Annotated in this window: 14 protein-coding genes; 6 read left to right on the top strand and 8 right to left on the bottom strand. The window is 62.1% G+C overall.

Annotation, left to right across the window (positions count from 1 at the left end):
- Window positions 1-5: 5 nt before the first annotated feature.
- The 3 genes from CO660_RS11565 to CO660_RS11555 form a co-directional block, all read right to left on the bottom strand.
- Window positions 6-1934 carry a PAS domain-containing sensor histidine kinase gene (locus tag CO660_RS11565; RefSeq protein WP_097598794.1) on the bottom strand — a complete coding sequence of 643 codons (1929 nt, stop codon included), beginning with the start codon at window positions 1932-1934 and terminating at the stop codon, window positions 6-8.
- Window positions 1935-2002: 68 nt separating this feature from the next.
- The gene (locus CO660_RS11560; protein ID WP_097598941.1) at window positions 2003-3409 is read right to left on the bottom strand and encodes an FAD/NAD(P)-binding protein; all 1407 of its coding nucleotides are present in this window, start codon (window positions 3407-3409) and stop codon (window positions 2003-2005) included.
- A 267-nt stretch (window positions 3410-3676) separates the two neighbouring features.
- Entirely contained in the window at window positions 3677-4294 is a 618-nt protein-coding gene (locus CO660_RS11555) for an NAD(P)H-dependent oxidoreductase (RefSeq protein ID WP_097598793.1), read from the bottom strand.
- 122 nt (window positions 4295-4416) lie between these two features.
- Here CO660_RS11555 and CO660_RS11550 point away from each other — a divergent pair, with 122 nt between their 5' ends.
- From CO660_RS11550 to CO660_RS11540, 3 genes are all read left to right on the top strand, one after another.
- On the top strand, window positions 4417-6378 hold the full coding sequence (locus CO660_RS11550) for an ABC transporter ATP-binding protein (RefSeq protein ID WP_176536274.1): 1962 nt from the start codon (window positions 4417-4419) through the stop codon (window positions 6376-6378).
- A gap of 249 nt (window positions 6379-6627) precedes the next feature.
- The gene (locus tag CO660_RS11545; protein WP_097598792.1) at window positions 6628-8526 is read left to right on the top strand and encodes an ABC transporter ATP-binding protein; all 1899 of its coding nucleotides are present in this window, start codon (window positions 6628-6630) and stop codon (window positions 8524-8526) included.
- Between the two features lie 104 nt (window positions 8527-8630).
- Window positions 8631-8945: a hypothetical protein gene (locus CO660_RS11540; RefSeq protein ID WP_085780630.1), complete on the top strand. Its 315-nt coding sequence runs from the start codon at window positions 8631-8633 to the stop codon at window positions 8943-8945.
- 45 nt (window positions 8946-8990) lie between these two features.
- Here the strand turns inward: CO660_RS11540 and CO660_RS34290 are convergent, their stop codons facing one another.
- The gene (locus CO660_RS34290) at window positions 8991-9119 is read right to left on the bottom strand and encodes a hypothetical protein (protein ID WP_259669171.1); all 129 of its coding nucleotides are present in this window, start codon (window positions 9117-9119) and stop codon (window positions 8991-8993) included.
- Between the two features lie 124 nt (window positions 9120-9243).
- On the opposite strand from CO660_RS34290, the gene CO660_RS11535 reads away from it, so the two are divergent.
- Entirely contained in the window at window positions 9244-10281 is a 1038-nt protein-coding gene (locus CO660_RS11535) for a LacI family DNA-binding transcriptional regulator (RefSeq protein WP_097598791.1), read from the top strand.
- A gap of 14 nt (window positions 10282-10295) precedes the next feature.
- Here the strand turns inward: CO660_RS11535 and CO660_RS11530 are convergent, their stop codons facing one another.
- Window positions 10296-11585: an MFS transporter gene (locus CO660_RS11530; protein WP_097598790.1), complete on the bottom strand. Its 1290-nt coding sequence runs from the start codon at window positions 11583-11585 to the stop codon at window positions 10296-10298.
- A gap of 126 nt (window positions 11586-11711) precedes the next feature.
- A complete protein-coding gene (locus CO660_RS11525) occupies window positions 11712-12911 on the bottom strand; it encodes a multidrug effflux MFS transporter (RefSeq protein ID WP_097598789.1) in 1200 nt (399 codons plus the stop codon).
- 250 nt (window positions 12912-13161) lie between these two features.
- Here CO660_RS11525 and CO660_RS11520 point away from each other — a divergent pair, with 250 nt between their 5' ends.
- Window positions 13162-13866 carry a TetR/AcrR family transcriptional regulator gene (locus CO660_RS11520; RefSeq protein WP_097598788.1) on the top strand — a complete coding sequence of 235 codons (705 nt, stop codon included), beginning with the start codon at window positions 13162-13164 and terminating at the stop codon, window positions 13864-13866.
- 13 nt (window positions 13867-13879) lie between these two features.
- Here the strand turns inward: CO660_RS11520 and CO660_RS11515 are convergent, their stop codons facing one another.
- Window positions 13880-14320, bottom strand: coding sequence for a response regulator (locus CO660_RS11515; RefSeq protein WP_097598787.1), 441 nt, complete (start codon window positions 14318-14320; stop codon window positions 13880-13882).
- A 283-nt stretch (window positions 14321-14603) separates the two neighbouring features.
- Between CO660_RS11515 and CO660_RS11510 the strand changes: the two genes are divergently transcribed.
- A complete protein-coding gene (locus CO660_RS11510) occupies window positions 14604-15143 on the top strand; it encodes a L,D-transpeptidase family protein (protein WP_097598786.1) in 540 nt (179 codons plus the stop codon).
- A 52-nt stretch (window positions 15144-15195) separates the two neighbouring features.
- Here CO660_RS11510 and msrA read toward each other — a convergent pair whose 3' ends face one another.
- Complete coding sequence (msrA, locus tag CO660_RS11505; RefSeq protein ID WP_097598785.1) at window positions 15196-15891, bottom strand: peptide-methionine (S)-S-oxide reductase MsrA; 696 nt, start codon at window positions 15889-15891, stop codon at window positions 15196-15198.
- Between the last annotated feature and the right edge of the window lie 62 nt (window positions 15892-15953).

Raw genomic sequence — 15953 nt, 5'->3', positions numbered from 1 at the left:
AGCGGCTAACAAGCGATCCGGCTGATCGCTTCGGCAAGCTGCGCCTGCGAGAAGGGTTTGCCCAGGCGAGGCAGATTGGCGGCGCCGGCGCCGTCGGGCAGATCGGCATAACCGGTGGCGAGAATGATCGGCATCTCAGGCCACTCGCTGCGGATCGCCTCGGCGAGCTGCGCTCCCGTCATCCGCGGCATGGCGTGGTCGCAGATGACCAGATCGACCGGTTCCTTGCGCAGGATGTCGAGCGCCTCCGGACCGGCCATCGCCTCGAAAACGGTGTGGCCGAGATCCTCCAGCATCAGCGTCGTATTCATCAGGACCAGGCCGTCGTCATCGACGGCGACAATGCGCAGCCCCTGTGGTGCGTTGTCCGGCTTTTGCGGCATGTCGGCCGATGCTTCGGCGGTCTGTTCGGCAATGACGATAGGAAACCATAGCTCGGCCGTCGTGCCTTCGCCCAGCGTGCTCTTCAGGATGAGCCGGCCGCCGGACTGGCTCGCGAGACCTTGCACCATGGAAAGGCCGAGGCCGGTGCCCTTGCCGACACCCTTGGTAGTGAAGAACGGTGTGACCGCCTGCTCCAGCGTCTTCGCATCCATGCCCTCGCCTTCATCGATCACCGCGATTCTTATATAGCGGCCGGCCGACAGCGGCCCCTTGCCTGCGGTTATCGTTTCCTCGGATGCGCGAAGCATGATGCGGCCGCCGGAAGGCATGGCGTCTCGCGCGTTGACGACGAGATTGAGGATCGCCATCTCCAGCTGGTTGGGGTCGGTGAGGATTGTCGGCAGCCTGACCGGGAAGGAAGTCTCGATCGTGGTGAGGGGGCCGAGCGACCGGCTCAGAATTTCCATCATGCCGCGCACCAGGCCCGAGACGTCGATCGGTTCCATGTGCAGCTCCTGCCGGCGGGAAAAGGCAAGCATGCGCTGCGTCAAGGCGGCACCCCGCTGGGCGCCCTGCATAGCATTGTCGACCAGCGACGTCAGCGAGCGGTCCTGCGGCATGCGCTTCTTCAGGAGTTCGAGACTGCCGAGCACGGCCATCAGCAGATTGTTGAAATCATGGGCGATACCGCCAGTCAATTGGCCGATCGCCTCCATCTTCTGCGATTGGAAAAGCTCTTCGCGCGCCTGCTCCAACGCCCGCTGCGTTTCCATCTTTTCGGTGATGTCGCGGGTGATCTTGGCGAAACCCAGTACTTCGCCGTCTTCGTCGCGAATAGCGTCGACGACGACGCTCGCCCAGAAACGGCTGCCATCCTTGCGGACACGCCAGCCCTCCCTTTCGAACCGTCCTTCGGAGCGCGCGACCCGGAGCGCCTTCTCCGGCAGGCCGGCCGCGCGATCCTCTGGCGTATAGAAGGTCGAGAAATGCCGGCCGATGATTTCATCAGGCCGATAACCCTTGATGCGCTCGGCACCGAAATTCCAACTGCTGACATTGCCGTCAGGATCGAGCATGTAGATCGCATAGTCCGAAACGCCCTGGACCAGGCGGCGAAATTGCTCCTCGCTCTGGCGGATCGCCTGTTCGGCGGCCCTGCGTTCGGTCAGATCGCGGGTGATCTTGGCAAAGCCGACCAGTTCGCCAGAGGGATGGCGGATCGGATCGATGACGACATGGGCCCAGAAGCGGCTGCCGTCCTTGCGCTGGCGCCAGCCCTCCCCCTCATACCGGCCCTCTTTCACCGCCGTGGCGAGGGCGCGCTCGGGGACGCCTGCGGCGCGGTCCTCATCCACGTAGAAACGGGAAAAATGCTCGCCGAGAATTTCGGACGGCTTGTAACCTTTGAAGCGTTGAGCACCGGTATTCCAGCTGGTGACGATACCGTCAGGGCTCAGCATGTAGATCGCATAGTCGGTGATGGCATCGACCAGAAGACGAAAGCGTCCCTCTTCGTCGAAAGACGTATCATGTCGATCCAGCACTTCCATCTGCCCCTCTCGGTTACCAGCGCTCTTAACGCTACAGGGGGCAGAAGGTTCCGAAAATGTCACACTTTTCACATGGCCCTGACCTGTGGATGGAACCGCTCACCGATGTGCTCGGCAGCAGCATAAGCCTGCGAGACGATCTCCGGCACGAGATCGATATCGGGAAGACTGCCGAGGCCGAGCGGACCGACGGCAAAAAGCCCGGCAACCGTCGAACCGTCCGCCAGGAAGGGCTCGCCGCGCGCATTGACCGCCAGCCCGAGCGAAAGTTCGTCCGGCATGGCGAGACCGGCGGAAAACAGGCTCTGCATCAGCGGCGCGGAAAGATCCGGCGCCCGGCAGCGGCAATCGATAATGCGCTCGGCATGGATGACCTCTTCGACAGAGGAGCCGGCCGGCGTGAAGAACAGGCCGCTCAACCCCTGGCGGCCGGCCCGGCCGCGGCGCAGCACCGTGCGGCCTTCGGCAAGCTCGCGTTTCAGGCGTAGGTGCATGGCCTCCGGCAGGCGATTGCGGTGGCTGTCGTAGATCGCCCGCAAATGACGGTTGAACTGATGTTTGTCGCGGGCCGGCAGCGATCTCCACAGAGAGCGGGCATGTTTCCTCAGACCGTTCATCACCGATTGCCAGCTTCGCCCCTCTTCTTCCGCCTCGCGACAGGCCTGGCGGATGAAACGCACAATGTCGGGCAGGCTCTCCGGCAGCGCTTCGGCCGGAAACACCGGATCGGCGGAATTCGGCGTATGGCTCTGGGGCAGGAAGCCGCGCCGGGAAATGATCGTCACCTGGCCGGCATAACCGGAATCGCGCAGCTGCAGCAACTGATCGACGACGCGAATGCCGCTGCCGAGCAACACGGCATGCGGCCGCGCGACGAGGCGCTGGGCCCTGACCGGCGACGCGCCCGGCTCCTCGGCATCCGGATCGCCCAGGCCGTAGCCGGTGGCGAGAATCACCGTATCGAACAGCGGATTGGCCGGATTGGCGCTTTCGAGCAGGAAGCGGTTGCCGTGGCTGCGGCGGATCGCCACCACGGGATCGTTGCAGACCTGGACGGTGATGTCGCGGCGCGCGGCGAGCGCTTCCGAAAAGCGCTGGTAGACATAATCGCTGAAGATCTCCTTCGGCACGAAGATCTGCCGGAAACCGGGAATGGCGGCCGGCACGGCGGCGCGGAAAGCGGCGTTGCTACAGAGCCAGTCGTTGAAATCGTCGCTGTCGCCGACCGAAACAGAGAGATCACGCACGCGGGTGTTGAGGATCGTCGAGGCGCGGGCCGAGGCCAGCGCCTGGCCGCCGCTGACCGACGAATTCGGATCGAACAGTTGCAGATGGAAGGGTGCGCGCACCGTCTTCATCAGCGCAATGGCCGTCATCATTCCGGAGAAGCCGCGCCCGACGATCGCTATGCGCGGCACGGCCGAGATCTGCGCTGCCGCCTTGGCTCTTCCGGAAAAAAGTCCCTGAACCGTCATCGCAACTCCTTTGCGCTTCATTCGCAGCCTGGGGTCGATCGAGGTTTCAACGCGTAAACAGCGGATCACGCGTTGATGAGGGTCACGCGGCCATTGACGCCGCAGCTCGGGGTCCAACCGGGGAACCCCGCCAAGAAAAGGAGGGATCCCCTCGCCGATAGTCTATTAAACTGGTCGTGTATGAAAGCGCTAAACGGCACCCCTGGCAAGGGCTTTATTATTTCTTACCATAAGTCATTGATGTAATTGTAAGTTTGTGTGAAGCCCTCAGCCGCCCTCGCCCGGATATTGCTTCGCCTTCAGCAGGCCCGCCAGATGCGCCGTGTTGCGCGCCAGCATATCGACGGCTTTCGTCACGACCTTCGGCACCTTGTCGAGATCGACGAAATTGGTGGAGCCCATCGCCTCTCCGACCCAATAGGCGACGGCATTCGCCGGAATGGTGAAGCCGACGTCGTTCAGCGCCTGGTAGAGTTCGGCCGACACGTGATGGGCACCGTCCTCGTTGCCTACGACGGCAACGGCCGCGACCCTGCCGTAGGACACCATGCGGCCCTGATCGTCCGTCTCGTCGAGGAAGGCATCCATGCGCTCGAGCACCCGCTTGCAGACGCTGGATGGCTGGCCGAGCCAGATCGGCGTCGCCATCAACAGGATATCCGCGGCGAGGACCTTGGCGCGAATATCGGGCCAGTCGTCGTCAGCGCCTTCGTCCGAGGTGACGCCCGGCTTGATGTTGAAATCGGCAAGCCGCATCACTTCGGTCGTAACGCCGTATTCAGCCATCGCCTTGTCGACGAGAGCGATCATCCGCTCGGTCGACGATGGATCCTTGGCATCGCTGGCCTTCAGCGTCGCGTTGAGAGCAAGGGCTTTCAGCGGCATCGGTCTCTCCGTAACGGTTGCCTGACAGGGGTTTGCTGCTGCAACCCATCCGAGCGCCGATTGTTCCCGCGGGGACGCGGGGGGAACCTCACGTAAAAATAACCAGTTGGTGAATTCTTTACTTGAACGCCCGGTTGGAATCGGCAAAAATGACGGTGCTATCAATCCCTTCATGGATTTGCCGTCTTTTCGGGCCAGCGTCCGAGCACCACATCTATTGGAAAAATACCGTGAGCAGCGATGCGTCAACACGCGCGACGAAGCCTTCGGCTTCGATGGCGCTTGCAACTGCGGCAGGCTGGGGCAGAGGCCTCTATACGCTGGTGCGCATCACCGTGATGGCCTTCCGCCATCCCTGGCAGGCCGGCTTTGCGATCGGCGCCACCCTCATCGCCTCGACCTTCCAGCTGATGATTCCCCGCCTTCTCGGCCAGGCCGTCGACCACACGCAGACGGCGATGGGCGGCGGCGCGGCCGGTCAGGCGGCGCAGGACGCGCTTCTGACCACGGCGCTGCTGCTACTCGGCGCCAGCGTGCTGCGCGGTCTCTTCACCATGGTGCAGAACTATTTCAGCGAATCCGTCGGCCACCACATGGGCTACGAGCTGCGGCTGGCCTGCTACGAAAAGATCCAGCGCCTCTCCTTCAGCTTCCATGACACGGTCCATTCCGGCGACCTGATCACCGTCGGCCTGCTCGATCTCGAAGGCGTGCGCATGTATTTTTCGACGGCGCTGGTCCGCATGATCCTGCTGTCGATCCTGATCGGCATCGGTGCCTATATGCTGCTGTCGACCGACGTCGTGCTCGGCCTGCTGGCGCTGTCCTTCGTGCCTTTTGTCGGCTGGCGCTCCTCGGTGACGCAGCTCAGGCTGCGCGCCACCTGGCTCGACCTGCAGGAGCGGCTTTCGGTGCTGACCCGCATCATGGAGGAGAATCTCGGCGGCATCCGCGTCGTGCGCGCCTTTGCCGCACAGGAGCACGAATTGTCGAAATTCGAGGCGGCCTCGAAGAACGCGCTGGCGCTCGCCCATCAACGCGTCGGCATCCGTGTCGTCAATACCAGCGCCATGACCTTCTCCTTCTTCGCCGCCATGGGCCTTGTCCTCTGGGTCGGCGGGGGCAAGGTGATGTCGGGCGAGATCACCGTCGGCACGCTCGCCTCGTTTCTGACCTTCATGACCATCCTGCAGATGCCGGTGCGCCAGCTCGGCCTGATGGTCAACGCCTTTGCCCGCGCCTCCACCTGCGGGTCGCGCCTCTTCAACCTTCTCGACCTTGACATCGCGATCAAGGACGCGTCGGATGCCAGAGAATTGGCGGTGACGGACGGCGTGCTGCGCTTCGAAAATGTCAGCTTCGCCTATCCCGGCGCGGAAAAGCGCACCGTGCTTCACGACGTCTCCTTTGAAGCCAGGCGCGGCCAGACCATCGGCATCGTCGGCCCTCCCGGCAGCGGCAAGTCGACCATCGCCCATCTTATTCCGCGCTTCTACGATGTCAGCCGCGGCAGGATCACCATCGACGGCCAGGACATCCGCAAGGCGACGCTTCAGTCGCTGCGCCGTTCCGTTGCGGTCGTCCAGCAGGATTCCTTCCTGTTCACGACGACGATCGAGAACAACATCGCCTATGGCGATCCCTGGGCGAAGGAAAGCCGCATCGAACGCGCCAGCGAAAGCGCTCAGCTGCACAATTACGTGCTCGGCCTTCCCACCGGTTACGGCACCGTCGTCGGCGAGCGCGGCGTGTCGCTCTCCGGCGGTCAGCGGCAGCGGCTGTCGATCGCTCGCGCGCTGATGCTGAAGCCGGCTGTCATGGTGTTCGACGATTCGACGGCGGCGATCGACGCGGCCACCGAGCAGCGCATCCGCAGCGCCATGCGTCGCTATGCCGCCGACCGCGTGACGATCATCGTCGCTCATCGCCTGAGCTCGCTGATGCATGCCGACCTGATCCTGTTCGTCGAAGACGGAAGGATCGTCGAGCGCGGCACGCATCAGACGCTGCTTTCGCTCGGCGGGCGCTACAAGGCGCTCTACGACCTGCAGGTGCGGCCGGGCGACGAGGTGTTGAGCGCGTAATCATACCCGCTTCTCCCCAGCTGGGAGAAGTGCCGAGCAAAGCGAGGCGATCAGGGGGCGAGGCGCGACGAGTGTCCTGAGCGGAAGCGAAGGGCAAATAGGGCGTGCCGTGCGGCCCCCTCATCCGCCTTCAGGCCACTGACCGGGGTCGAGCCGCGGGTCGACTCGTCCTTCGGACCCCCGCTGGGGAGAAGGGGGACAAGCAATGGGATGCAGGCCACCCGACGTCATGGCCGCAGGAGGAATGTGATGGCCGAGGAACTGGAAACCGAGCGTCCCGACGTTCGCGAGGATGGCCGCCGCCCGCCGCGGGCGGTGGTCGGTTCGCATCGCGTCGAGGAGGAAATGTTCGGCAAGGCCTTCGACGGCAATATCATCAAGCGGATCTGGGCTTTCGTTCGTCCTTACCGTACCCAGGTCCTCTGGGCTGTTGTCGCGGTGTTGACTTTCACCACGATGCAATTGCTGATTCCGCTGATCATCCGCTATGCCATCGACCACGGCATGTCGCCGGGCGGCAATCATGCGGCGCTGATCTGGGCGATCGCCGCCTTTGCCACCGCCATCCTGATCAACTATGCGGCAAGCTACGCCCAGGAGACGCTGGTCGGCAATGTCGCGGAAGAGGTGCTCTTCGACATCCGCAAGGCGATGTTTTCGCATCTCCAGCGCGTCTCGCTCTCCTTCATGGACAAGACCGAGGTGGGCCGGCTGATGTCGCGCCTGCAGGGCGACGTCAACTCGATGCAGGAATTCCTCGAAACCTCGGTGCTGTCAGTCGGCGACATCGTGCTGCTCTTCGGCATCATCTTCGTGATGCTCTATCTCGATTTCAAGCTGGGGCTGCTGACCCTCTCCGTGCTGCCGGTGCTGTTCATCGTCCGGCTATTCTGGCTGCCGCTCGCCCGCAAGTCCTTTATGGCCGCGCATGAGACCAATTCGGTTGCGAATGGCGCGCTCGCCGAAGCCATCCACGGCGTGCGCGCCGTCCAGAGCATGGACCGGCAGGGCGTCAACTTCATGCTCTACGACGACAAGGCGCATGCCAATCTCATGACGCATCTGACCGCGGCGCGTTATGCCCAGGTCATGGTGCCGATCGTCGACAGCCTGACCGGCGTGGCGATGGCACTCGTCATCGTCGTCGGCGGCGCCCGCGTTCTCAACCAGGCGCTCGATGTCGGCGTGCTCGTCGCCTTTCTGTTCTATATCCAGCGCTTCTTCGACCCCATCCGTTCGCTGACGTTGCAATATTCGGTGATGCAGCGCGCCATGGCCTCGGGCCAGCGCCTGACCGAAGTGCTCGACGTGCCTGTTGACATCAAGGACGCACCCGACGCCAAGGCATTGTCGCGCGACATGGACGGATCGGTGGAATTCAAGGATGTCGTCTTCGGCTACAATCCGAAGCATCCGGTGCTGAAACATGTGAGCTTCAAGGTCAATCCCGGCGAGACGGTGGCGCTTGTGGGTCCGACGGGATCGGGCAAATCGAGCTGCATGTCGCTGATCCATCGCTTCTACGACGTGCAGCAGGGCCAGGTGCTGGTCGGCGGCCACGATGTGCGTGACCTGACGCAGGATTCGCTCGGGGCACAGATCGCCATGGTGCTGCAGGAGCCCTTCCTCTTTACCGGCACCGTCTTTGAAAACATCCGCTATCACAAGGTAGATGCGACCCGCGAGCAGGTGATCGAGGCGGCCAGGGCCGTCGGCGCGCATGATTTCATCATGCGTCTGGCCGATGGCTACAACAGCGTTCTCGGCGAGCGCGGCGGCAATCTTTCCCTCGGACAGCGCCAGCTTTTGAGCTTTGCCCGCGCCCTCGTGGCGGATGCGAAGATCCTGGTGCTCGACGAGGCAACGGCCAATATCGACAGCTATACCGAGATGCTGATCCAGAAGGCGCTGTTGAAGCTGCTCGAAAACCGCACCGGGCTCGTCATCGCCCACCGCCTGGCGACGATCCGCGAAGCCGACCGCATCATCGTGCTGCAGAACGGCGAAATCATCGAAAGCGGCGACCACCGCCAGCTGATGAAGAACGGCAAGCTCTATTCCAAACTCTATAACCTCAACTACGCCTCGTTCGACGATATTCCCGAGGATGTGTTGGAAGAGACGACGGCTGAAGAATCGGCGACCTGACGGAGGATGACTTGCGTTAACGCGTGTCGTAAAGATTGAACGAACAAACGCGTTCCTGCCGCATTTCCCTCTTATCCGGGGCAAGTGCCACTGAGGAGAATGTCATGAAGAGAATTATTAGCAGCTTGTTGATCGCGACGGCCCTTGTTGGATCGGCTATTCAGCCTGCTGCCGCACGCGATCACCATCACCATCACGATAACACTGGCCGCATCATCGCCGGCGGCGTCGCCGCAGGTGTCGTTGGAGGCCTGATCGGCGGTGCACTCGCCAATGGCGGCCCGCGCTACGTCGATGAGGGGCCGCGTTATGTCGAGAGCCCCCGCTATGTCGAACCGAGGTGCTGGTATGAGGACCGCGACGTGCGGAACCGCTATGACGGCGGCTATCACGCCGAGACCGTACGGGTCTGCGAGTAGTCCCCAATTGTTGCGACGGTGCCGGTTAGCGCCGCCGGTTTGCTTTCAGCCGAGGTTGCGTCCCGCAGCCTCGGTATTTTTTTGCTCAACATCGGCCACATCCGGGCAGAAGATCAGCCCGGTCTTCCGGCTGCCGCACACCCTCCCCAACCGCACCGCTTTAGCCAGCATCAACAGAGCCTCAAGCCTTAGCTTTTCGCAGGCGCCGTCCTGTGGCAAGAAGGATTTGGCAATCGAGGTGTTACGTCCTTTGCGCGTTTCGATCGCGCGGCGTTGTCAGGGAGGAAGATCGCTGCAGATGAAAGGAATTCGCCAGCTCGCCGAGCATCTCGACATTTCGATCGGGACGGTGTCCCGGGCGCTGAACGGCAAGCCGGACGTTAATGAAGACACGCGCCGGCGCGTGCTCGCCGCCGCCGAAGAGCTCGGTTATGTCGCCAACCAGTCGGGCCGCAGCCTGCGCCAGGGCATGACCAATGTCATCGGCCTGATGCTCGAGGTCAGCCGCGAGACGGTCGAAAACAGCGACGATTTCTTCCTCGGCGTCACCGACGGGCTGCAGAGCGTCTTTTCCCGTCACAAGCTCGATCTGGTCATGCTGCCCTGCCCCGACGACGAGGATCCGCACGAATATCTGAAGCGCATGGTGGCGCGCCGGCTGGTCGACGCGCTGATCATTTCGGCGACGCGGCGCACCGACCGGCGCATCGAGCTTCTGGAAAAGGCCCGTATCCCCTTCGTGGCGCTCGGCCGCAGCGCGTCGGGCGGCAGTTATACCTGGATGGATCTGGATTTCGAGGGCGTAGCGGCACGCGGCGTCGACCGGCTCGTTGCGAAGGGCCACCGGCGGATTGCCGTGGCTGCCCCCTCCTCCGACATCAATCTCGGCTATATCTTCATCGACAGTTACCGTCAGGCGTTGAAACGCCACGGCATTCCCTTCGACCCCGCCCTCATCATCCGTGTAAAGTCGAGCGAGCAAGGCGGCTACCAGGCCGGCCACGAACTGCTGATGCTGGAAGAGCGGCCGACCGCGATCATCCTGATCCACGAACTGATGGCGATCGGGCTGTACCGGCGGCTGGCCGAGGCCGGCATCGTGCCGGGTCGCGACCTCGCTGTCGTCGGCTTCCGCGAAGAGCCGCGCACCCATTTCCTGCAGCCGACGCTGACCTCCTTCCGCATGTCGCTGCGTGATCTCGGCGCCCAGCTCGGCGAAACCCTGCTCGCCACCATGCCGGCCTATGCCGAGCATTATCCGCAGGGAGCCCGCAACAGGATCTGGCCGATGGAGCTTGTTCCAGGCGAAAGCGACGCTTTCACGCTGGCGGGCTGAGACCAAGGCCGATTTCAGGCCCGGCTCGGCGCCGACTGTTCCCGGTTCGCCAGCTGATGTGCGACGACGAAGACCAGCAGGGCGCCGGCAGCAAGGCAGCCGGCCAGGAAGAACATTGGCGCGATCGTGCTGCCGCTCTCATCCTTGATCCAGGGCACGACGTTCTGGGCGACGAAGCCGCCGAGGTTTCCGACCGAGTTAATGGCGGCAAGGCCGGCCGCCGCACCCGCCCCTTTCAGGAAGCGCGAGGGCAGGCTCCAGAACACCGGCTGGGGCGCGAAAATCCCGGCGGCGGCGACGCAGAGGAAGGCGAACTGCACCGTATGGTTCGGGATCAGCGCCGACAGCAGCAGGCAGGCAGCGCCGATGAAGGCCGGGATGACGATATAGGGCGTCTTCGATTGCGCCTTGTCGGCCATGGCGGGAATGGCATAGAGCGAGACGGCGACCAGCAGCCAGGGGATGATGTTGAGGAAGCCGTTGACCGTGTTGCTGACGCCGAAAACCTGGACGATGGTCGGCAGCCAATAGCTAAGGCCATAGGCCGACAGCGGAAAGGCGATATAGCAGAGCGCCATCAGCAGGACGCGCGGATCGACGAGCGCCTTGAAACCGTTTCCGGCATTTTCGCCCATGCCGGCATTTTCCGCAGTGAGCCGGCGTTGCAGCCACTCCTTCTCCTCACGGCTGAGAAACCCTGCGCTCTCCGGCCGGCCGGGAAGATAGAAGAAGGTGACGACGCCGGCAATGACGGCCGGCACGCCAGTTGCCAGGAAGACCCACTCCCAGCCTGCAAAGCCATAGAGGCCGTCGAGATCAAGCAGCACGCCGCCGAGCGGTGCGCCGACGGCATTGGCGATGGCGCTGAAGATCATGAACAGCCCGACCATCCGGCCGCGATAGACCGAAGGGAACCAGAGCGTCAGGAGGTAGAGGACGCCAGGGAAGAAACCGGCTTCGCAGACACCGAGCAGGAACCGCAGGATATAAAACATCGTCGCGTTCTGCGTGAAGGCGAGCGCCACGGTGACAAGCCCCCAGGAGACCAGGATGCGCGCGAACCAGACCCGCGCGCCGAGCCTGTCGAGGAAGAGATTGCTCGGGACCTCGAAGAGAAAATAGCCGATGAAGAAGAGCGAAGCGCCAAGGCCATAGGCATATTCGCTCAGCCCGAGCGCATCGACCATCTGCAACTTGGCGAAGCTGACGTTCTGCCGGTCGATATAGGCGATCAGATAGAGGATGCCGAGAAACGGCATCAGCTTCCAGGTGATTTTCGAAATCAGCCGCTTCTCGTCGACCATCCTCATCCTCCGGTATCACAATGCATCGTCAGTAGATAGTGCAGATCGCCGATAATCAATCGCTCGTTGTACTTTCCCGGAAGATGGCGGGGCCGCACCCGCTGCCGTGTGCGGCCTGTTTTCCGGCTATTCGGCCGCGGCGACGGCGGCGCGGCGGCCGATCGTCGCCTGCGTCAGCACGAAGGCCGAGAAGGCGCAAAGCGCAATACCGGCGGCCATCGGAACGGCGGTGCCGTCGAAGAACAGGCTCGAAATAACCATGGCGACGGCGGCGATGACGAAATGCAGCGTGCCCATCAGCGACGAGGCGGTGCCGGCGATCGCGCCGTGTTCCTCCAGCGCAAGCACCGCGCTCGTCGGAATGACGAGGCCAAGGAAGCCGTAGCCGATGAACAGGAAGGTCGCCATAACAGGCAGCTGGTTGAAGCCTACAGCCATCACCACAGCCATGACGATCATGGCCAGTGCAAAGGCGCTGACGGCAATCCGCATGACGCGCACCAGGCCGAAACGCTCCCCGAGCCAGCCCGTTGCCTGCGATACCGCAAAGAAGGAGACGGCATTGATCGAGAAGGCGAAGCTGTATTCGGTCGGCGTCAGCCCGTAATGCTGGATCAGCACGAAGGGCGAGTTGGCGAGATAAACGAGGAAGCTCGAAATGCCGAGGCCGCCGATGAAGGTCAGCGTCAGGAAATTGCGATCGGCGAGCAGCAGGCGATAGGCCTTCATGGCGCTGCCGAGGCCGCTGCCGTTTCGCTCCTCGCCCGGGCGGGTTTCCTCAAGCTGGGTGGAAAGCAGGAGGAGGCCGATCACCGCAGCGCCGGTCACGGCCCAGAATACGCCGCGCCAGCCGGAGAGCTCGATGACGGCGCTACCGGTCAGCGGCGCCAGGATCGGCGAGATCGAGAAGACCAGCATCAGCAGCGACATCAGCCGCGCGGCCTGGACGCCGGTGTGCATGTCGCGGACGATGGCGCGCGGAATGACCATGCCGGCGGCACCGCCGCTGCCCTGGACGAAACGGAAGGCGATCAGCGTTTCGATATCGGTCGCAAATGCGCAGCCGATCGACGCGACTGCGAAGAGACCGATACCGAGATAGAGCGGCAGCTTGCGGCCCCACATGTCCGACAGCGGCCCGTAGACGAGCTGGGCAAGCGCAAAGGAGATGAAGAAAGCGAGCAGGGTCAGCTGGGTGACGCTGTTATCGGCATGCAGGTCCTGGCCGATGGAGGGCAGCGCAGGCAGATACATGTCGATGGCAAAGGGACCGATGGCCGACAACAGGCCGAGAATGAGGGCAATGCGAAAGAAGGAAGCCGTCATAATGGTGATCTTTCGTAAAAGCGCAGCGGAGGCGCCGGATTGTCGCTCCGCACTCTTTGGAATCGACGCATCCTGCTCTCCGAAAATCAGTGCGATTTTCGCGCCGATGCGATGGGTTCAATGAGATCGTTCGCGCGAAGATGAAGTTGGGAGATCTCCAGCAGCGAATTCAAGAGTGTCAATAAATTTGGACACGCCTGTAAAACTAGACGCCATTGTCTAAATCGTCAAGACGTCTTATCTTCGCTCGATGAAAGATAGCATGACACCGGCAGTCCGGATGATGGGGCATACGCAGCGTGGACAATGCGCCAAGCGTATGTCGATCCTCGACGCCGCCGCCGATGTCTTCTGCCGCCAGGGTTTTGCAGCCGCCAGCATCGACGAGATCGCCGCCGTCGCTTGTGTGTCCCGCCAGACGATCTACAATCACTACCGTGAAAAGGAGACGCTGTTCGTCGCCGTCGTCGAGGAGGTGATGAACCGCGCCAACGCCACGCTCTTTTCCGTGCTGTCGACTTTTCCTGACAGCGCCGACAATCTGGAGGACGGTCTGACGGGGTTTGCCGTGCGCCTCAACAAAAATTGCATCTGCAATCATGACGGAAAATTCCTGCGCAAACTGGTGCAGACGGAAGGCGAGCGATATCCGTACCTCTTCGAAGGCTGGCGCCAGCATGGGCCAGGCAAACTGACCACTGCGCTTTCCGCGCTTCTCGCGCGGCTTGCCCATAAACAGGCGCTGGCTATCGATGATTTCGACGTCGCCGCCCGGCAGTTCGTGGCGCTCGCCAATGCAGACCTGCAGATGATGACGCTGTTCGGCGGCACACCCAGCAATGAAGAACTGGAAAAGGCGGCACGCAATGCGGTGCGGACCTTTCTGAAGGCCTATGGCAGGCCGAAAGCCGAAAAAGCCGGCGGAGAGCCGCAGCTCGCGGCCATACCAGGCTGATCACACCCTGTGATCAGCTAAAAACCGTCATCTGCGCCGGCACGACCGCAAACATGCCGACACGGCGCGCCGCAAGATATTTCAACAGCTGTTCGACAAGCGAAGGCATCACCGGCTTCTGGACGACGCCGACCGCTCCCTTGACGCCGTCGGCGACGGTCTCGGGATTGCCCGTCATGAAGACGACGGTGATACCGTGCTCTTCCGCCAGCCGCCTGCCAAGCTCAGGCCCGGTGGGGCCATCGGCGAGATTGACGTCGACGAAGGCGATATCGGAGGACGGCGCCAGCCGCAGCGCCTGTTCGCGGTCATTCGCAAGGCCGGCGACCTGCATGCCAATGCCTTCCACCGTCGCGCCGAGATCGAGCGCGATCAGGAATTCATCTTCGACGATCAACACTCTCTGCTTCATGAGATCATCTTGTTGGTAGCGCCGCACGACATTGGTGGCCATGATCCGTCCTCTTGTTACGCATATACTTCGAAAGAAGGAGCCGCTTCGGCAGTCTGTCCTGCTGAAACTCATTGTCGTAACGGGGAACCTGGCGATATGTTCCGCGGTGGAACGCGATTTTCGCCATTTAACATGTTGTTAACGTTTATAAATTCTTAACAGGAAAAGCCGCAAAAACAAAATCCGCCGCTTAATCATTTGAATTTCACCTGCCTACTTCTGGGTGAGAGCGGGCAATGATACGATCAGATTATTCCATCGGCTTGGGCGATTGAGGATCACGTTGCGAACCAAACTTATCGTCCTTTTCATCGTGGCCGTCAGCCTGTTCGCCTATACCAAAGTGATGGCCAGGATCGGCTCGGGCTTGCCGCCCGCGGATGCACCTCCGGAGCAACGCGCCGACCTCATTCGCGTTTACAAGTCCGAACGCCGCATGGTCCTTTTCAGAGGCGACGCTGCAATCTCGGCCTATCAGATTTCCCTTGGAAGTGCTGCCGATGCGGGTCCCAAGCAACGCGAAGGCGACGAGAAAACACCGGAAGGGCGCTACGAGATAGACTGGCGCAATCCGAAATCCGTGGCGCATCTCAGCCTGCACATTTCCTATCCGAATCCGAATGACCAGCATGAGGCTGAAGTCAATGGCTATCCGCCCGGCGGCAGCATCATGATCCACGGGCTGCCCAATGGCTGGGGCCTGCTCGGAGGGATCCATCGCCTGTGGGACTGGACGGATGGCTGCATTGCGGTGACCGATGCGGAGATGCGCGATATTTGGGCTCGCGTTCCCGATCATACGCCCATCGACATCATGCCTTAAGCGGCTGCGATCCGGTTCACCGGCATCGACCCCGAAACCGAGCAGGCTCAGATCAGCCCTTGGTTTTCCCGACGAGCACCGGCTGGCTGCGGTAGTCGGTGGGAAACAGCGATTTCAAATTCTCGATCTTCGGCAGGTCGTTGTAGACGATATAGGGATAGGTCGGATTGCGCGTCAGGAAATCCTGGTGATAGGCCTCGGCGGGATAGAAGCCGGCGGCCTCAGACACCTTGGTCACGATCGGCTGCGGGAAGACGTGCGCCTTGTCGAGCTGATCGATATAGCGCTCGGCCACCTCTCGCTGCTCGGAAGCGGTGACGAACAGCGCCGAGCGGTACTGGGTGCCCCGGTCCGGTCCCTGGAAATTCAGCTGCGTCGGGTTGTGGGCCACCGAGAAGAAGATCTGCAGCAACCTGCCGTAGCTCACCTTCTTCGGATCGAACCTCACCTCGACGGCCTCTGCGTGACCGGTCGAACCGGTACTGACGGTTTCGTACTGTGCCGTTTTAGCCTCGCCGCCGGCATAACCGGAAACGGCGCTCTCGACGCCCTTCACATGCTGAAAGACGCCCTGGACGCCCCAGAAACATCCCCCGGCGAAAATGGCGGTTTCGGTACCGGACCCGGCGGTTTCGTCAATGGTCGGCGGCGGAATGACGACCGCTTCCTCAGCGGCACATGCCATGCCCGCACCGAGCGAGACGACGACAGTGACGAGGAGCGAGGTAAGGTTGGAAGAGATGGGCATCGCGCTACCTCCTGAGGGTCGCTCAAATCCTTGCTCATCCTTGTAAAAGCGGCAAATCACAA

This window comes from Rhizobium sp. L9 (genome assembly GCF_002531885.1).
Classification (GTDB): domain Bacteria; phylum Pseudomonadota; class Alphaproteobacteria; order Rhizobiales; family Rhizobiaceae; genus Rhizobium.
Note: the sequence above shows the minus strand (reverse complement) of the source record. Positions and strands in the feature narration are given on the sequence as shown.